Below are 16,719 nucleotides of genomic sequence, written 5' to 3'. Positions count from 1 at the left end.
ACTAATGTTAACAAATTCTATATACTTTTTAGCCGTTTTTCTAAATAATAATGATTATGTCCTTTCGGATAATCTTCACTTACTCCGATTACTTTATATCCATGCTTCTTATAAAAATCAGGAGCTTGGAAACTAAAAGTATCTAAATTGATTAACCTGCACTCTTTTTCAATTGCAAATTCTTCAATAAGTTTTATTAACTTGGTTCCATAACCTTCGTGTCTATATTCTTCAGAAACCCACAGGAAATCAACATGTACGTGGTGCCAAAATGTAATTGCAGTTATTCCACCTACAATTTTCCCCTTTTCATTTCTCACTATAAAACTAATTTTTTCTGAAGGCTTTTTCTCTTCATCTGAAATATGTTTTTGGTTATATTCAATTACTTTTTCTCTTATGTAATCACTATCTTCTTGGACCCATTGTTTTACTATTTTCATTTTAATTATCACGCTCCTTTTACGATAGCTATTCAACTTCATAATGCTAATGTCCTGTCTAAATAATAGTCGTAGATCACTAATACAATTGTTTCATTTCACTAAAATAAAAAAAGCCCTACTACATTTCATCTGTAATAAGACTTATATACGTTGTGTAGAATCTAATTAATTTCAATGAATATAATTGCTCAAAAAATATTAAAATTGTTCAATTCTTTTTTATGAAAACTTCCGTTATTTCAACACCTTAGGAGAATAGTCCAATTGTACCACTACGAAAAAGAATGAACATTCCTAAACCAATTAGAACAATTGGAACAATAATATGACAGTTTTCCTCAAGTACTTTAGCTAGTATAGGAGCTTTTATCAATTTGTAGCTAATAAAACACCATATCGCTATCATGGAAAAAAAGATAACTAATGTAACGATATTTGTTTCTAGAGTTTGACTAGCAAACATTGGTATATAAATCGAAATATTGTCAGCTCCATTAGCTAATGTAATTGAAGCTACTTTAAATAATGAAACAGTAACGTTATCGATAACTTCATTACTTTTATAAGAACGAAGTGACAATAGTCCTTTAACCCCCATATAAATTGGCACGAATCCTAATAATCCAATCCACGAAACAGGAATGAAAAAAGAGCTTAAAGACCCAATGATACTTAGAAAAATAATCATACTAAATCCTAAATATTGTCCAATAACAATATAAAGTTTTTTTCTCGTAGCTTTTTCGCGGACAGCTCTTCCTTCTTTCCTAATTACTTCTGTTCTTACTTGTGAAAATAAAACAAGTAGTATAAAAATGTCATCAATATTTGTTGTAGCGAATGCCACAACAGAAGAAATTATGGTTGTAATCAATAAAAGCCAACTACTTTCATTGTAAACTGATAAGAAAATAATGGTCTATGAATGAAGTGCACGTTCCATCACAAAGTTTGTTAACTGTAATTTTCTAAATGTTTTTAGCAACATGTTAGTTCCTTTATAAAACAATATGAATATTCTAAGTATCTGCTACTCATTTCATTTTAAATTAAATAACTCTATTCTCTCTACACAAAAAATGTTTTGTACTAAAAAGAGCCCTATATTAGGACTCTTTTTAGTATTACGCCACTTTCCGATGTAAATGTTTTAGTTCCTTTTTCTTTTCTACATTTGGTGGACGGATTAATATTGAAATAATGAAGGAAATAACACTTAAAACACCGATTATAATGAAAGTTGGTTGAAATCCCCCGAGTATCGCTCCAATAAATGATCCTGCAAGCGCACCAAATCCGAAACCTTGGTAGACAATCCCGTAATTTGTACTATGGTTTTTTAATCCAAAGAAATCTCCGACAATAGCTGGGAATATAGTTATATTACCGCCGAAGCAAAAGGCGACACTTGCTACACAAGCAAAATAGATTCCGTAATTTAGCGGAATAAAACTTAAAGTAAAGACTGACAAACCTATAATAATAAACGTTGCAGAGACAATTTTCATTCGCCCGATTTTATCTGATAACGTCCCAAGAATGATTCTACCTACTGTATTAAAGATTGCAATCATAGCAACGGCGTTTGCAGCGGTTGCTGCGCTAAGTCCAACAAGTTGTACGCCGATATCTTTTACCATACTGATTAAATACAAACCACCCATACACGAGGTGAATAACATAAAAAATAGCAGATATACTTGTTTCGTTCGCATCATTTCACGCGGAGTATAGTCATTGTGTAATGTTTCAGTTACAGCATTACTTACAATTGCCTCACGTAAGAAGAACGATCCGATTAACACTAAAAGTAACACGATAATACCCCAATATAAGAATGCTTGTGATACACCAAGGTTATCGATAAGATTTCCGTTTATATATCTAAAGATTAAGCTGCCCATTCCATACGCTGATACAGATATACCTGAAATAAGCCCTTTCCGATTTGGAAACCATTTAATTAAATTAGATAGTGATGTAATATAAGCTGTTCCATCCGCATAACCAACAACGACACCAGCTAATAAATATAATAGTGGTAAGGAAGAAACTTGTGAACTAAGTATTAAGCCGAGTCCTAAAACAATTCCTGCAGTAGCAATAAGTTTCCGAAGTCCTAATTTTTTCTGTAACTTTGCTGCAAATAAAGTTGAGAATGATAAAGAAAAACTTGTTATGGAGAAAGTTATCGCTACTGCATTAAGATTCCATCCAAACTTACTTACAAGGGGTTGATTAAATAAACTCCATGTATAAATTGTTCCAAGGCCAATTTGAACAATGATTGTACCTAGAACAATTAGTAACGAATTTATAGAAGTTTGTTTCATACTAACTGTCCCCTTCTTTTATCTTGACATGAATTTTCACAGTTAGTATATCCATCATAAATTGCAAGATACTGTACGGAAAATGGTAATTAAATTCATATACACAAAAAGACACTTCATAAAGAAGTGCCTTTTGCAGGTTATATCAGATATTTCTAAAGAAAGCTTTGTTAAGATAAGACATTTTCAAATGCTTATGTATATATGTTATCAAATAATTTCTTAAATGTTATGAGACTTAAGACGTATTTTTCATTCATCATATAGTCGGATGAAAAATTAATATTCGATTTCATCAAAATCTTTCGGCTGCGGTACAGTTTGCATATTAGCTGCATCTTTAGGATCGCTATAAATTGCATTTTGCTCTGTATTTACATCTTTTATATTTTGCTTTTTATTTTTGTTCACTTTATCTTTCACTTTCAATCACCCCTTTTCGTTATAGGAGTAATTATGCCCTATTACCGTTACTAAATGTATCTGCGACTAAATTACTAAATTCACGTAAATAATATAAGTAATTATCACCACCGTAGTTATATCTTTTGTTATACATTTTTGCAACAACTACATTATATTCAGGTATTACTAAAATGGTCGATCCAGTAATCCCTAATATTTGATACGACCCTTTTGGAACACGTTCACCAAGTTCGCTTAATTGCGCAGGCTCATTTTGGATGAACCAAAACAATCCATTTTGTGGTAGCTCTTTGTTTATATATGTTGGACTCTGCAAACTCGTAGCGATTTTTATAACTTCTTTTGGAACAATTTGTTTACCATCTATCCCACCTTGATTTAAATGAAGATTGCCCCACTGCGCAAATTCTCTAGCTGAGACAAACAAATTTTTTTCAGTACCGTCATCTACCGTACCAATTTCACTAATTGCGTCTTCATTTGGATTATTAACAACGTCAACTAAATTTTCATCTCGCTGAACTCTCCAACCTGTTTCTTGAAAATTAGCAGGCTTAAACACACGCTCCTTTAACAATTCAGGAAAACTTTTGTTATATAGCTGATAAATAAGACGTGTCATCATTCTTACATTAATATCTCTATACGCCCATGATTGCCCCGGTGCAAATTCACGAAAAATTGTCCTGTCATTCGTTTCTTCTAATCCGTGCGAATGTGTTACTAAATGTCTTATCGTCGTTTTACTAAGCAATGCAGGATCAAAGTCTTTAAAATATTTTATCGCTTCATCATCAATAGAGTTTATTTTCCCCTCATAAAGCGCATACGCTATCATTAATCCTAAATAACTTTTTCTAGCAGAAGCAACGTTAAATTGTGAAGATGCTGTTACTCTCTTGGTTGTAGATGTATTTGAGTGATAACCACTATAATGCTCTAGTACGATTTTATTATCTTTTATAATACAAAGTGCTGTAGCAGAACTATGATTTTTTTCTTTTATATCCTCTACCCAAGAAATCAACTTATCATATGTATACAAATAAATCCCCCTTAATACACATCAAAATTACAGCATGAAAGAAAAGTGCAAAATAGTTTTTACACCTTTCTTTCATATAAAATAACTTGAATTTTCTATACTTAAATAATCCACCAGTTCCAGCAATTAAAGCAACTGAAACATCCTGCGCATCTTATGCATCCGCCGCAACGACCTGCACAACCACCACATCTACCGCCACATCCACCGCAACGTCCACCACAACCGCCACATCCGCCGCAACGACGTGCATCGTCTTGAATGTAATAGTATGGATATTGACTTTGTTGTTGATCCCAATACACAACATTGCCAGTTTGATAATCATTAAGGTTTAATGATTGTAGTTCTTGTTGAAACTGATTCATTATGAAACCCTCCATTTATAAATGTAAATTCCGTCCAAATATTAAAGTTAATAAATTCTTTTAAACAAAGTAGAAACAAGACTATAGACTAAATGCGTACATCAACAAAATATGAACTTACACTAGGTGATGTACCTTGTTTTTCAGCCTATTTTCTTTATATTCATTCGATGGACGTATTTACTATAAATAAAGTGATTTAAAAATTACTAATCCAACAATTTAGTAGTTCATCACTTAACTTTCTTTCTAGTAATTCCTTCACTAAAGGCATTGGCATGATTTCATAATGATTTAAGGCTTCTTTATTATAATCTATCCAGTGAAATGCTAAATGAGACTCGCTAGATTTCGGTGTTAAGTCCGTATGTAAATCTTGTGACTCTACTTCAAAAATGTGGTTAATTTCATGATGAAGCACTTCTTTATCTTGCCATTGATTTTCTATGACGCCTAAAAATTGTTGTATACTACAGTTTACTCCAAGTTCTTCTCTTAACTCTCTTTTTAATGCATTCTCTGCTGATTCTCCAATTTCAACATGGCCACCAGGTAAAAAATAATGATGGCCGATATATTCAGCAACTAATAATTTTTCATCTTTTATCATGACTGCTCGTACAATATGATGAAATTTACTTTTCAATTGATATTCCTCCTAGTTATTTAATGTATAGTTTCTCAAAATAGTCATTTAGTATTGGTATAATATAAATCATAGGTGTTTCATACGGATGAATATCATTAATAACTTCAAGAGCATCTTTTACAAGTTCTCGTTTACACTTTATTTCAACTTTACATTCTTGTCCTTCGCATATTTGACCAATTTCTCCATTAAAAGGAGATGCCTCTTCTAAAGGTCTCCAATATCCTTTCACTGAACTATAGGAAAGACAATGGTCATATTCGCCCGTTTTACATGCTCCAATTTTATTTAATTCATCCCTTAATGTTTCAATATATTCTTCAGGAATGAACACTTCAATTTTCACTTCAGTAAATTGCATATTTCATTTCACACCTTTACTTCTTAATAGTTAAACAAATAAACGGTATACTTGCTCACCATCATACTCCTGTCCTAATGATATGAAACCATATCGTTCATATAATTTCTTTGCAGAGAGATTATCTTTATGTACGGTTAATCTTATTTCTTTACACGATTTAAAAGTATTTTTTATTATATCAATACTTTCTTGTAATGCTGCTTTTCCATAACCATTACCTTGTTGCGATTGATCAATAATAAATCCGTTAATCCAATACATATCCGATGTCTCTATTACAACAGCATGCATAACAAAACCAACCATAAGGTCACCATCGTATATAGCGAATGGTATGTACTCTACATTGTCACCATCTGGTTTTATATATACTTTAGCAAGTGAAACTGCTACAGCGGGGACAAATTTTCTTTGATCTTCTTTAACTTGTAACTTTAATGCATCTTCCCAATTGTCTCTCGTAACAACCTTTAACTGGACATTCAATATTGTAAGCTCCTTTATCTAGAGGATGTATTTTTATATTCAACGCATTGAAATAATTCCCTTTTTCGACAGCAACTTATAACATAATTTTTATAAAATCTTGAATGAATTTTTCTGCATCTATTTCTAAAGCTATACGGGCTCCTTCAGATTTAGAGTTAGGGCGAAAATCAGCAAATGTTTGTCCTTTCGTATCTCCGTATGTATCTACATTTACTGTACGATGCACAAATTCAAAAAAACTTGGATTTACTAATCCGCTTATTGCAACCACATCATGTAGCAAAGGTCCTTCCATAGATGGATTAAGTTTTTGGTATGCGGATAGATAGTAGTCATACATTGGTTTCATTATCATATGAAATGGATTCTTTGCATTAGCTTGAATATAGTTAAATACATTTGGTGTTAACACAGCTTTGTTTGTTACATTTAAAGGGAATATGAATAAATTCTTTGCTTGATGGAAAACAATTTTACTTGCTATCGGATCTCCATACACGTTTGCCTCTGCTAATGGCGTAACGTTTCCTACTTCTAAAAAAACACCACCCATGAAATAGATTCCTTTTACATTTAGCATTAAATCATTCCATAAATTAAAAGCAATTGCTAACGAGGTAGATCTTCCTACATCAACAATCGTTAAATCTTTTCCGTACTTTATAAGAATCGCAGCAATACTGCCGAAATTATATATTGGAATAGATAATATATTTTCTGGAACATGGATGGGCCCTAATCCTTCTGCTCCGTGAATTTCAGGATAGTACGTAGTGATTTCTTCTGTCAGTGGTTTTGTTGCACCACTAATGACAGGAATGTTTTGTCTATTTGCTAACTGTAAAATATACGCTGCATTATGTGCAGCATGTATATGCTCAACATTTCCGTATCCGGTTACAATACCGACAATTTCAATTTCGGGATGCAGTAAACCATACATAATGGCAAATGAGTCATCAATACCTGGATCTCCGAAAAATAATACTTTTTCCAAGAAATACTCTCCCTTCATAAAAACATAGAGTCATCAATAACTATGTATATGAAAAAAGCAAGTATATCTATGCGAATTTTAGAATGGATAATGTTTTACAAAACATTAAAAAGGAACTAGCGAATGCTAATTCCTTTCTTCAGTAACCATTCTCAAATTTAATTAATTATCGTATCCTTCATAAATTGCATCATTTATTAGATTTTGTGTTTTTTTATCATCAGGTACAGGCTTCCACCAATTTCCTGTAATAAATAACATAGTTAATAAATTATAACTATCACTAAAATAACTTTCTCTCTTATTCTTCATCCAATCCCAACCACTATTTACCCACTTTTGATTATTGCTACTCGTTATACTTGCAGCAATAAACGGTGAAACAAATACAGCAGTTGGATAACTACCAATATTGGATCCATTTAATTGATAACCATCCACAATTTTAGAAGGATTTCCATTCGTTTTATTTTGAATCCATGAAGAGACTTTATCAGAAATGACTTTACTTCGCTTCTCGCCGTACATCGCATAGTCCATTACAATTCTTAAAGGTACTCGACTAGCATTATAATAATATGCATTTGTATATTCTGACTCATCTAAGAAGTCTTTAGGTGCGGGTTGTGGTGGGTTTTTTACAACGAAATCTGAAATAAGTCCTGTATTTGGAGAGTACTTATTACTAAATTGCGTATAAACATCGGACAAATTATTAATAACAGTAAGCCAAGTTTTATCACCTGTAAATTCATAAAATGCTCTAAGGTGTGACATCATCCAATCAGATGGTCTCGTATCAAGTGAACTTTTAGAATCCCAATCTCCTAAATTTAGTCGGTTATTATTTGTAACATTACTAGCTTTAATACCTTTTGTAATCATGTCTTGTGCTTCTTTCAAATAATTAACTGTTCCATTAGATCCCCACTGCTTATGAGCAAGAAGAAGAGAATACGCAATATCTAAATCTCCATCAGTAGCAGAACCAAAATGACCTTGTGCTTTTTTACTATCTGCGACAACCCATCCCATTAAATTAGCATTTTGAGAACTTTTAAAAGTTCTTGCTGTTTTAAATAAACCGTCATAGATTTTTTGAGCATTCGAATCATAACCAGCCATTAATACTGTAATTATCATCCCATACCCTTGACCTTCTGAAGTTCCAAGTGGCTTAAACCCATCAGCATCACCTGTAATCTCTCCTTTTACATAATAACCACCAGGTAAAGAAGATAAATCATTTTTCAAATATTTCTTTTTCCAATTATCGTAGTAACTTCTTACAGAAGCATTTAAACTTTCCTGTGTAACATGATTCGGTTTTATAACACCTGCATAATTAACTTGCTGGGGAAATGGTTTCATTTCCTTTGCAGCAGCTACTTGTTGATTAACTACGGGAATAGAATTTTGTATTGAATTGTCCGTTACACTTGCTGCGAAACTAGAATTAGAAAAACTAGCTAGTCCGATTCCTACAATAGAAATACATGTGAAAATTTTTCTTTTTCCATTCATTATGTTGTCAGCTCCTTTTAAAATGCTTACTACATAAAATGTAACATACAATATTTAACTGAAATACAAAATATTATATTTATCAACATAAGAAAGAAACTATATAAAAAAGTATCATAAAATTATTATTGAATTACATTATACGGATTGATTATTTGCTAAATTCCTATGTTTTTCTTTTCTTAATACCGGTATATGAGCAATCACAATTCCAAGTATAGTAATTCCTCCGCCAATTATCGAAACCAAAGTTGGCACTTCTCCTAACCATATCCAAGCAATGAAACACGCAGTTATTGGCGTTAAATATAGAGAACTTGTTGCTTCAGAAGCACCAGCACGAGATATAATATAGGCCAATGCAATATACGGGAGTACTGTTGGAAAGACACCTAAATATATAACGCTCAAGTTAACTTCAAGTGGAGCTGCTAGTATTTCTTGATAAACTCCGGGTAAGAAAATAAGCATACATACAGTACTAGACAAAATTGTATATATGGTAAATGGTAAGAAGCCGTATTTTTTTAAGTAAGATGTTTGGAAAACGAAAAATAGACTTTCTGAAATCGCCGCTAATAATATAAATAATCCCCCGCTATTCAATTGAATAGCATCGCCCTGGCTAAATGAAATTAAGGCAATTCCTGCAAAACTAATTACACCACCAAGCCAACCATTTAATTTCATTTTTTCATTCAAAAAAACAGAAGCAAGAATTGCCGTCACTATTGGAGTGACTGAAATGATTAAACTTGCAGATCCAGCATTTACTGTTTTTTCGCCGTAGTTTAATGCGATGTGATAAATAGTAAATCCTAGAGCACCAAATATAAAAATTGCTGGGATATCCTTTAAATCCGGTAGTCGTAGTTTGTATATAAATGAAAATAACAAAAGTATAAATGAGGCGATTAATAAGCGTAGTAAAGTAAGGTGTTCAGGCGTATAAGATTCAAGCCCCATACGAATTGCTGGAAAAGCAGTTCCCCATATAAGAATTGTAAAAGCGTGAGCACATATAATACGTAAATCCCATTTTTTATTATGCATATTTTCTCTCCTTCCCTAAAAAACCAACCATTTTTAAATTACCAATTATTTCTTTTTATCATATTTAATAGTTGATACAATGTCTTCAACCAGTTATTTATCGGAAAAACCAACCACTTTGAATCTTTTAAATAAACGAAGGAGTTTTTTATATGACGACCGATAAAAAAGTGCCCAAATATCAGCAGATAATAGACTATATGAAAGAAAAAATTGAAAACGGAGAATGGCCAATTGGAAGTAAAATCCCTAGTCAGCGGCAGTTAGCAAAATTATTTCATGTAAATCGAAGTACTGTAATTACTGCGCTAGATGAACTTATAGCAGATGGTTTAATTCAAGGACAAATCGGAGCAGGAACAATTGTAACAAATAATACATGGTCATTATTAGCAACTAATCCTCCGCCCGATTGGAGTGAATATGTAAAAGCCGGTATTCATAAACCAAGTAAGTTAATGGTGCGAGAAATAAATGAAGCAGAAGCAAATAAAACGCTTATCCATCTTAGTAAAGGTGAACTTGCACCTCATCTTTTCCCGCTCGAAACTATGCAATCTATAATAAAAAACGTCAGTGAGGAATTAGATTATTTCGGATACGAAGAACAAAAAGGTATTTATCCGTTACGTGAAGCAATAAGCAAATATGTAAGATCATTTGGAATACATGCATCACCGGATTCTATATTAATAGTCTCTGGTGCACTCCAAGCATTACAATTAATATCGATTGGTCTTTTACATAGAAAATCAACTGTTTTACTTGAACAACCTTCTTACTTATATTCACTTCATATTTTTCAATCAGCAAATATAAATTTATCCGGTATATCAATGGATCATCACGGTATTTTACCTAACGACTTATTAAAACGAATTAAATATAGTCAAAAGAATAATATTTTATATTCAATTCCTTGTTTTCAAAATCCAACGGGGATATTGATGTCCAAAGAGCGAAGAAAAGAAATATTAAAAATATGTGAAAAAGAGCAATTGCCTATCATCGAGGATGATATATACCGAGAGTTATGGCTTGATGAATCACCTCCAGCTCCTTTAAAGTCGATGGATAAACATGGACATGTATTATATATTGGTAGTCTCTCTAAAACACTTAGCCCAGGACTGAGAATTGGATGGATAATCGGACCAGAACCTGTTATTGATAGATTGTCAGATATAAAAATGCAAACAGACTATGGATCCAGCTCTTTATCTCAAAGAGTAGCTGCTGAATGGATAAATGAAGGTTTTTATGAAGAACATGTAGCAAATGTAAGAATGCACCTGAAAGAACGAAGACAAATAATGATACGAGCTTTAAATAAATATTGTGCAGATATTGCATCATGGGATATTCCTAGTGGTGGATTTTTTATATGGCTAAAGGTTATACATAACATTCCGATGAAAAAACTATTTTCAGAGGCACTATCAAAAGGAATTCTTTTAAATCCGGGACGTATTTATGAAGAAGAATCAGATCAGTACATTCGTTTATCATATGGATATGCTACTCCAGAACAAATGACTAACGGAATTAGATTGCTCAGTGAATTAATTCGGAAGTTAACGGCATAAAAAAAATCCTCTTTTGTTTTTGGAGGATTTTTTATGTATCTTATTTACCACAATTTCATTTCCTGCCCTAATAAAATAAGCTCTTCATAAGGATCTCCGTCAATATTTAATACTTGAGCAAAAGCAGGTTCTGTTTTTAAACCTTGTTCCTTTAAGCGAATAACTTCTTCCCTTATATGGGGATGCTGCATTAATAGCATGTGTTCCACTATCATGTGTCTATATGCATTTTGATTACGCACTGGCTTCGGTTGAGCAAATAATTCAAATTCAAAACCTTCGAATTCAAAATTCACCTTTATCGATTCAGTACCTTTAATTTTTTTCTTTTTTATGTTGAACCCTCCATAAGAACCATATAAAGACCTCATTTCCTGCTCAAAAACATCAAAATTATATACTTCCATTACAATATCTAAGTCAGATTGAGGAGTATCAATTCTTATAGGGATTGTCCCGCAAAGAACGGGATTATATAAAGCTAAATCCTCCATTATGTTTAGGCTATTCAAAACATCATATATTTTTTGTTGTTTCTCATTGCCCGATTGTAAATATGTAATAGATGTAAACATAGAAGTCTCTCCTTCATTTAACATAATAATCATCTCACTAAATATTTAAATCATTGGGTTTTGTTCTAGGAGTACCTTTATTTCAATATATTAAGCCGAACTAACTATATTTTTCAACTTTTCTCCTATACTGCAATACTATAAAAATAAAAAAGGAGGAATTATTATGAGCATTTTTAACATTCTTTTAACCATACACATCCTATTTGGAACAATATGCTTAATCACTGGTATTGTAGCGATGGTTGCCCAAAAGAAGAAAGGAAAACATACCGAATGGGGCGAAATATATCATGCATCTTATGTTGTCATTACCCTTACGGCAATAATATTATCCATTATCAACTGGGATAAAATCGCATATTTATTTTATGTAGCAATCTTCTCTTATTCATTTGCGATTTATGGATACCTTGCACGAAAAAAACGTTGGAAAAATTGGCTCCATCACCACATTAGAGGCATGTTAGGTTCTTATATTGGTGCAGTCACCGCACTTTTAGTAAATGTCGGCATCCATATTCCCATTATAAATTTACTTCCGCCAATATGGTTTTGGTTTTTACCGACCTTAATTGGTATCCCCCTCGTAGCCAGTGTATCAAAAAAATATAAAAAGCGTAGTTGAAATTAATTACATTTTGATTACTTTCTGATTATTAGAATGAAAAATTATACTCTATGCATCACGAATGATATTATAAGTGCTCGCCCTATGAATATTTAAAATAAAGTGCCGCCCAACTGGACGGCTCTTATTTTCACTTTACAAACGTAACATATTCACCAGAAACCCATTGATTTCCACCAACATTATACCAACCATCTTTATATCCAAACGATTGATATTTTTCACCTTGATACACGTTTTTCACAATGCCGTAATTTGTTCCAGGGCCGGTACGAACACGCAATACATCCGCGATTATAGTAACTACACCTACACCATCATTTGATGATTGTGAAGTTGCTGGTACATTTCCTCCCGTATAACGGATGTATGATGGATCGTTATAAACCCACTGATCGCCACCTAGATTTAACCAACTATTTGTTTGTCCAAATACTTTGTAGGACTCTCCTTTCCCTAATTGACGAATAACGCCATATCCAGTACCAGGTCCTTTTCGTAAATTTACATTACTACCGTTAATATAAGCAACCCCTACATTATCATTCGACGTGGGAGGAGTCACTACGTTTTGAGCACCTTTTCCAAAAGTATCCGTTCCATACCCTTTGTAGTTATATTGCAAATGCGGGCTATCCACAAATCCTTTCCAGTCACCGCCCCATTCGAAACCAATTTGTTTAGCATAACGAATTGCTGAAGCCCACGGTTCTTTATTATAGCCATTCCAATCTTCTGTACCATTCGACTGAATTGGAACAAAATCTAATGCCTGTCCTACTAAGTGATATGAGCGCATCGTTTGTGATGCTCCTTTACGAACATATTCACGTTGTTGCTCGACTGTACGGATTGTTTCATAAATTAATACTTCAATTCCATTGTCGATACAGTACTGATACCACTTAAAAGCTGCAGCTTTCGTATTATCCGCTAATTTATTCAGATTACTTACATTTCTATTGTGGTATTTCAATATGCAACATCTCCTTTTCTATTATCCTATGCAAAACTCGTCTCACGGGTTGTACATATACCTAGAACGATACGAAGTACAAATACATAGGAAGCCAATTCAGCTAAAAAGATTTTCACTTCTAGCTTCAAACTTTGTAAGTTGAAATCGAAGCAATTAAAAAACCACAACCTAAGTCTTCAAGTTGCGGTTTTTGGTATTTTCTTTTTATATGCTACATGCCTTCTTGCATTGATAATCCTAATATACAGGTTGTGTAAATTTTTCCTTTATGAATAACACTTCTTATTCATGAATTTTCAAATCCAATAATATTGAATGTAAACGATCCGGATAATTAGTAAACATCCCATCGACTCCCCATGAAAGTAACTTTTTCATATCTTTTTCATTATCTACTGTAAATGGATGAACTTCTAATCCGTTTTTCTTTATTTTCTTTACATAATCTGAATCAATATATTTGTAATTCATACCAAGACCTATGCAGTACATTTTATACTTTTCTATCTCTAATTTTGTTAATTGAACTGCTTTTTTATAAGGTAATAATTGTACTAAGGATATATTACTATTTAAGCTATGAATCTTTTGTAGACTTTCTTCACTAAATGATTGAATAATCACTTTATCCTGTATTTCGTAGTGATTAATAATTTCTAATAATTTTTCTTCCATTCCTGGATATTCATCAGGTGTTTTTGTTTCGATATAATAGTTCGCGTTATGCCCAAACGTTTCAATAATTTCTGTTAATGTTGGGACTTTTGCATTTTCAAATTCTTTCTTGGCTAAGTTCGGATATTTTTCATTAAAAAAAGAACCTGCATTTAGTTGCTTTACTTCTTCTAATGTATGCTCTTTCACTAGCCCTGTACCATTTGTTGTACGGTTTAAGGTTTCGTCATGCATAGCCACTAAATATCCATCTTTTGTCATTTGGAGATCAATTTCTATATAATCTCCATTCATTTGTTGGCCTAATCGATATGCTGCTATTGTATGTTCAGGCGCGAACGCAGAAGCACCTCTATGTGCGATATTTTTTATATGATTTGATTGATTCATAGCTTTAGTATACTTATGTTCATTAATTTTCTGAAAAACAAAGATACTTATTATTATAAAGGCACAAATTATTGTAACGAGATATATCTTTTTCATAACGATTTATAAGCTCCTATATAAAGACAATTTAACTAGAATGATTTACTCAATTACATGTCGATTTTCCAATACAGTCATTTTGCCGATAGCTTGAAATCCCGATTTTTTATAAATATTGATTCCATCGGTTGAAGCTTGTAATACACAATACGTATTTTTAAATTTTTGTGCTTCTTGCAGAAGGAAATTGAACATAGTAGATCCGAATCCTCGTCCTCTCATTTCTTCTTTCGTTGCGATGTCATAAATACCAATACTATCTTTTGAACATATCAATGAACCAACAGTTACGATTTCACCTTCATAAAATCCTAAAAATAGTTTCATATTCTCACTGTTCCATAAATCAAGATTAGAAATTTGATTATAGAATGCTTGTACATGTATAGCTTCTTCCGATGTGCCGAATAGATTAGCTAACGTTTCTCCAAATTTTTTTATTAGTCCAGGTGAAGATGCTTGTTGAATTGTAAAACTTACTGGCATGTTTATTGTTGGAGAAATTGTTTTTAAGTCTGCTACCATCGCAATATTTTGCTCCGCTTCTTTTAAACCGATTTTATTTAACTCGCTTTTTATATCCCGCTCTTGCTCCTCATCCCATAACCAAACACTCATTGGAAATTTCTTTTGATTATAGTATTCTACCTCCTTATATAATTTCTCGACCCCTTCCGTTAAATTATTGTTCAGTAGAGTGATGATATTGAATGTATCGGCAGGTAATCCGCAATCAACAGCAATATAATCTTTCGTTTCTTTTATACTCATTCCGGGCACAAATTGCGCAACATATGAAGTTTTAAATGCAAAGTTATCTATTAGTAATTGTTTATAATTCATCAATAGTTCTCCTTTTCATAAAAAGTAATACTCGAATCCCTCTATATTAAATATAACATATTAGAAATTTACCTTTTTTTATAAAAAGTACCTCTTTAAATTGTGCTCTATAGTTTAAAATAATTAAAAATGATATAACGTTGTCGGAATGAAAAAAGTGGTATATAATAAATATTAACATTACTAGTAATTATTTTAGGTATTCCTAGAATAAAGGAGCGATACATATGAAAATTACTATTTATTTCGGAAGTCATGAAGATCAAGATGTTCGTACTATGGACTGTCATTTAGATGTAGAAGATACAGAAGAGATTGTTTCTGTATCATAATATAAATAGTTAGGGTAAACCCTATTCCCTACAGCGTTTAAGGCACCTTTTATAAGGTGTCTTTTTTGTTATATTTTCATCAAAAACCCTTTACTTTATAGCGTTTTAATAGTAAAATATAATTATACGAACAAACGTTCTATTTTATTTTAAACGTACATGAAGGGATGATTTTAACAATGGCTCCATTAAAGCGCAGAGGAAGAAAAAAGCAAGCACCTATTATTTCAAATACAGGCTTTATCGGCTCTGTCTTTATTGATACATTGGAGTTACAAAAGAAATCCTATTATTTCGCTCGTAAAAAACTTCAAATTGTTCATCACGTATTAGATGGTCTCTCTGGAGCAACAAGCGCTTTGTTTAAAGAACATAACATTTCAGCATACATGTCATGTGTGTATTTACATAAACAAAAGAAAATTGGTTTTGTTCTTTCAACGAAACCATTTGAACAAAGTGATGGCGTTGCTTATTTTGTAAATTATTTAATCGAAAAGAATTTTTACGGCGGCCATGACGAAGATGTAGAATATCAAGAAGTATTTAATACAGGTTTTATCGGTGTAGTATTCGCTGATTTATCTAGTATAGATCGCTTTAATTTCGAGTTTGAAATGGGTATGCTAACGAAATTAATGAAAGATATGATTATTCCGGTTAAAGAACTCTTTTTACGCCATAATGTACCGGCTTACATCTCCACTTCTCACTTAGAAGAACAAAACAAATTAGGTTTCGTTCTCTCTGTAAAGCCATATGACGAACGCGCTGAAGCAGATTTATATTTTGAAGCATATTTAAAAGAACGCGGATTATTTATTGGTGATGAAGAAGATGATATTGATAAGATTGTCATTAGAAAAACCGCTGAATTACGATAGAAAAGCGCAGGATGCTAATCCTGCGCTTTTT

19 protein-coding genes are annotated in these 16,719 nt (G+C 32.4%); 3 read left to right on the top strand and 16 right to left on the bottom strand.

The genetic code is table 11. The features are described 5' to 3' along the window. Positions 1-17 precede the first annotated feature (17 nt). The 12 genes from BC_RS13470 to BC_RS13420 form a co-directional block, all read right to left on the bottom strand. Entirely contained in the window at positions 18-443 is a 426-nt protein-coding gene (locus tag BC_RS13470) for a GNAT family N-acetyltransferase (RefSeq protein ID WP_000706722.1), read from the bottom strand. A 250-nt stretch (positions 444-693) separates the two neighbouring features. Continuing rightward, the gene (locus tag BC_RS13465) at positions 694-1,320 is read right to left on the bottom strand and encodes a cadmium resistance transporter (protein WP_000633409.1); all 627 of its coding nucleotides are present in this window, start codon (positions 1,318-1,320) and stop codon (positions 694-696) included. A gap of 250 nt (positions 1,321-1,570) precedes the next feature. Beyond that, positions 1,571-2,779 (bottom strand): L-lactate MFS transporter, encoded by a 1,209-nt coding sequence (locus BC_RS13460; RefSeq protein ID WP_000815164.1) that lies wholly within the window; start codon positions 2,777-2,779, stop codon positions 1,571-1,573. Between the two features lie 279 nt (positions 2,780-3,058). Next, entirely contained in the window at positions 3,059-3,202 is a 144-nt protein-coding gene (locus BC_RS27690) for a hypothetical protein (RefSeq protein WP_000653680.1), read from the bottom strand. Between the two features lie 31 nt (positions 3,203-3,233). Beyond that, positions 3,234-4,250, bottom strand: coding sequence for a serine hydrolase domain-containing protein (locus BC_RS13455; RefSeq protein ID WP_000288895.1), 1,017 nt, complete (start codon positions 4,248-4,250; stop codon positions 3,234-3,236). 101 nt (positions 4,251-4,351) lie between these two features. After that, complete coding sequence (locus tag BC_RS13450; protein ID WP_001071390.1) at positions 4,352-4,618, bottom strand: heterocycloanthracin/sonorensin family bacteriocin; 267 nt, start codon at positions 4,616-4,618, stop codon at positions 4,352-4,354. Between the two features lie 199 nt (positions 4,619-4,817). Next, positions 4,818-5,264 (bottom strand): NUDIX domain-containing protein, encoded by a 447-nt coding sequence (locus BC_RS13445; protein ID WP_000836832.1) that lies wholly within the window; start codon positions 5,262-5,264, stop codon positions 4,818-4,820. 16 nt (positions 5,265-5,280) lie between these two features. Continuing rightward, entirely contained in the window at positions 5,281-5,628 is a 348-nt protein-coding gene (gene cutA, locus BC_RS13440) for a divalent cation tolerance protein CutA (protein ID WP_001160791.1), read from the bottom strand. 30 nt (positions 5,629-5,658) lie between these two features. Continuing rightward, positions 5,659-6,117: a GNAT family N-acetyltransferase gene (locus BC_RS13435; protein WP_001102671.1), complete on the bottom strand. Its 459-nt coding sequence runs from the start codon at positions 6,115-6,117 to the stop codon at positions 5,659-5,661. A 76-nt stretch (positions 6,118-6,193) separates the two neighbouring features. After that, positions 6,194-7,117, bottom strand: a complete 924-nt coding sequence (locus BC_RS13430; RefSeq protein ID WP_000416797.1) for a nucleoside hydrolase — start codon at positions 7,115-7,117, stop codon at positions 6,194-6,196. Between the two features lie 162 nt (positions 7,118-7,279). Then, positions 7,280-8,641, bottom strand: coding sequence for a glycosyl hydrolase family 8 (locus BC_RS13425; protein WP_001013587.1), 1,362 nt, complete (start codon positions 8,639-8,641; stop codon positions 7,280-7,282). 138 nt (positions 8,642-8,779) lie between these two features. After that, positions 8,780-9,694 (bottom strand): DMT family transporter, encoded by a 915-nt coding sequence (locus tag BC_RS13420; RefSeq protein ID WP_000551623.1) that lies wholly within the window; start codon positions 9,692-9,694, stop codon positions 8,780-8,782. A 152-nt stretch (positions 9,695-9,846) separates the two neighbouring features. On the opposite strand from BC_RS13420, the gene BC_RS13415 reads away from it, so the two are divergent. Continuing rightward, positions 9,847-11,280 carry a PLP-dependent aminotransferase family protein gene (locus BC_RS13415; protein WP_000205592.1) on the top strand — a complete coding sequence of 478 codons (1,434 nt, stop codon included), beginning with the start codon at positions 9,847-9,849 and terminating at the stop codon, positions 11,278-11,280. Between the two features lie 44 nt (positions 11,281-11,324). On the opposite strand, the gene BC_RS13410 is transcribed toward BC_RS13415, so the two are convergent. After that, complete coding sequence (locus BC_RS13410) at positions 11,325-11,855, bottom strand: DUF4269 domain-containing protein (RefSeq protein ID WP_000495197.1); 531 nt, start codon at positions 11,853-11,855, stop codon at positions 11,325-11,327. A gap of 166 nt (positions 11,856-12,021) precedes the next feature. On the opposite strand from BC_RS13410, the gene BC_RS13405 reads away from it, so the two are divergent. Further along, entirely contained in the window at positions 12,022-12,483 is a 462-nt protein-coding gene (locus BC_RS13405) for a DUF2306 domain-containing protein (RefSeq protein WP_000021744.1), read from the top strand. Between the two features lie 133 nt (positions 12,484-12,616). Here BC_RS13405 and BC_RS13400 read toward each other — a convergent pair whose 3' ends face one another. The 3 genes from BC_RS13400 to BC_RS13390 all read right to left on the bottom strand — a co-directional run bounded on the left by BC_RS13400 (position 12,617) and on the right by BC_RS13390 (position 15,472). Then, positions 12,617-13,462 carry an SH3 domain-containing protein gene (locus BC_RS13400; protein WP_000873739.1) on the bottom strand — a complete coding sequence of 282 codons (846 nt, stop codon included), beginning with the start codon at positions 13,460-13,462 and terminating at the stop codon, positions 12,617-12,619. A gap of 285 nt (positions 13,463-13,747) precedes the next feature. Then, entirely contained in the window at positions 13,748-14,626 is an 879-nt protein-coding gene (locus BC_RS13395) for a glycerophosphodiester phosphodiesterase (RefSeq protein ID WP_000725652.1), read from the bottom strand. A gap of 45 nt (positions 14,627-14,671) precedes the next feature. After that, positions 14,672-15,472: a GNAT family N-acetyltransferase gene (locus BC_RS13390; protein ID WP_001107063.1), complete on the bottom strand. Its 801-nt coding sequence runs from the start codon at positions 15,470-15,472 to the stop codon at positions 14,672-14,674. A 511-nt stretch (positions 15,473-15,983) separates the two neighbouring features. Between BC_RS13390 and BC_RS13385 the strand changes: the two genes are divergently transcribed. Further along, complete coding sequence (locus tag BC_RS13385; protein WP_000035355.1) at positions 15,984-16,688, top strand: hypothetical protein; 705 nt, start codon at positions 15,984-15,986, stop codon at positions 16,686-16,688. Positions 16,689-16,719 lie beyond the last annotated feature (31 nt).

Source organism: Bacillus cereus ATCC 14579 (genome assembly GCF_000007825.1).
Lineage (GTDB): Bacteria > Bacillota > Bacilli > Bacillales > Bacillaceae_G > Bacillus_A > Bacillus_A cereus.
This window is presented reverse-complemented; position numbering and strand designations above follow the sequence as displayed.

Bases quoted from the DNA above. Each gene is read 5' to 3' on its own strand.
- BC_RS13470 (WP_000706722.1), bottom strand. From the start codon at position 443: ATGAAAATAGTAAAACAATGGGTCCAAGAAGATAGTGATTACATAAGA.
- BC_RS13460 (WP_000815164.1), bottom strand. From the start codon at position 2,779: ATGAAACAAACTTCTATAAATTCGTTACTAATTGTTCTAGGTACAATC.
- BC_RS13450 (WP_001071390.1), bottom strand. From the start codon at position 4,618: ATGAATCAGTTTCAACAAGAACTACAATCATTAAACCTTAATGATTAT.
- cutA (WP_001160791.1), bottom strand. From the start codon at position 5,628: ATGCAATTTACTGAAGTGAAAATTGAAGTGTTCATTCCTGAAGAATAT.
- BC_RS13425 (WP_001013587.1), bottom strand. From the start codon at position 8,641: ATGAATGGAAAAAGAAAAATTTTCACATGTATTTCTATTGTAGGAATC.
- BC_RS13420 (WP_000551623.1), bottom strand. From the start codon at position 9,694: ATGCATAATAAAAAATGGGATTTACGTATTATATGTGCTCACGCTTTT.
- BC_RS13415 (WP_000205592.1), top strand. From the start codon at position 9,847: ATGACGACCGATAAAAAAGTGCCCAAATATCAGCAGATAATAGACTAT.
- BC_RS13410 (WP_000495197.1), bottom strand. From the start codon at position 11,855: ATGTTTACATCTATTACATATTTACAATCGGGCAATGAGAAACAACAA.
- BC_RS13405 (WP_000021744.1), top strand. From the start codon at position 12,022: ATGAGCATTTTTAACATTCTTTTAACCATACACATCCTATTTGGAACA.
- BC_RS13395 (WP_000725652.1), bottom strand. From the start codon at position 14,626: ATGAAAAAGATATATCTCGTTACAATAATTTGTGCCTTTATAATAATA.
- BC_RS13390 (WP_001107063.1), bottom strand. From the start codon at position 15,472: ATGAATTATAAACAATTACTAATAGATAACTTTGCATTTAAAACTTCA.
- BC_RS13385 (WP_000035355.1), top strand. From the start codon at position 15,984: ATGGCTCCATTAAAGCGCAGAGGAAGAAAAAAGCAAGCACCTATTATT.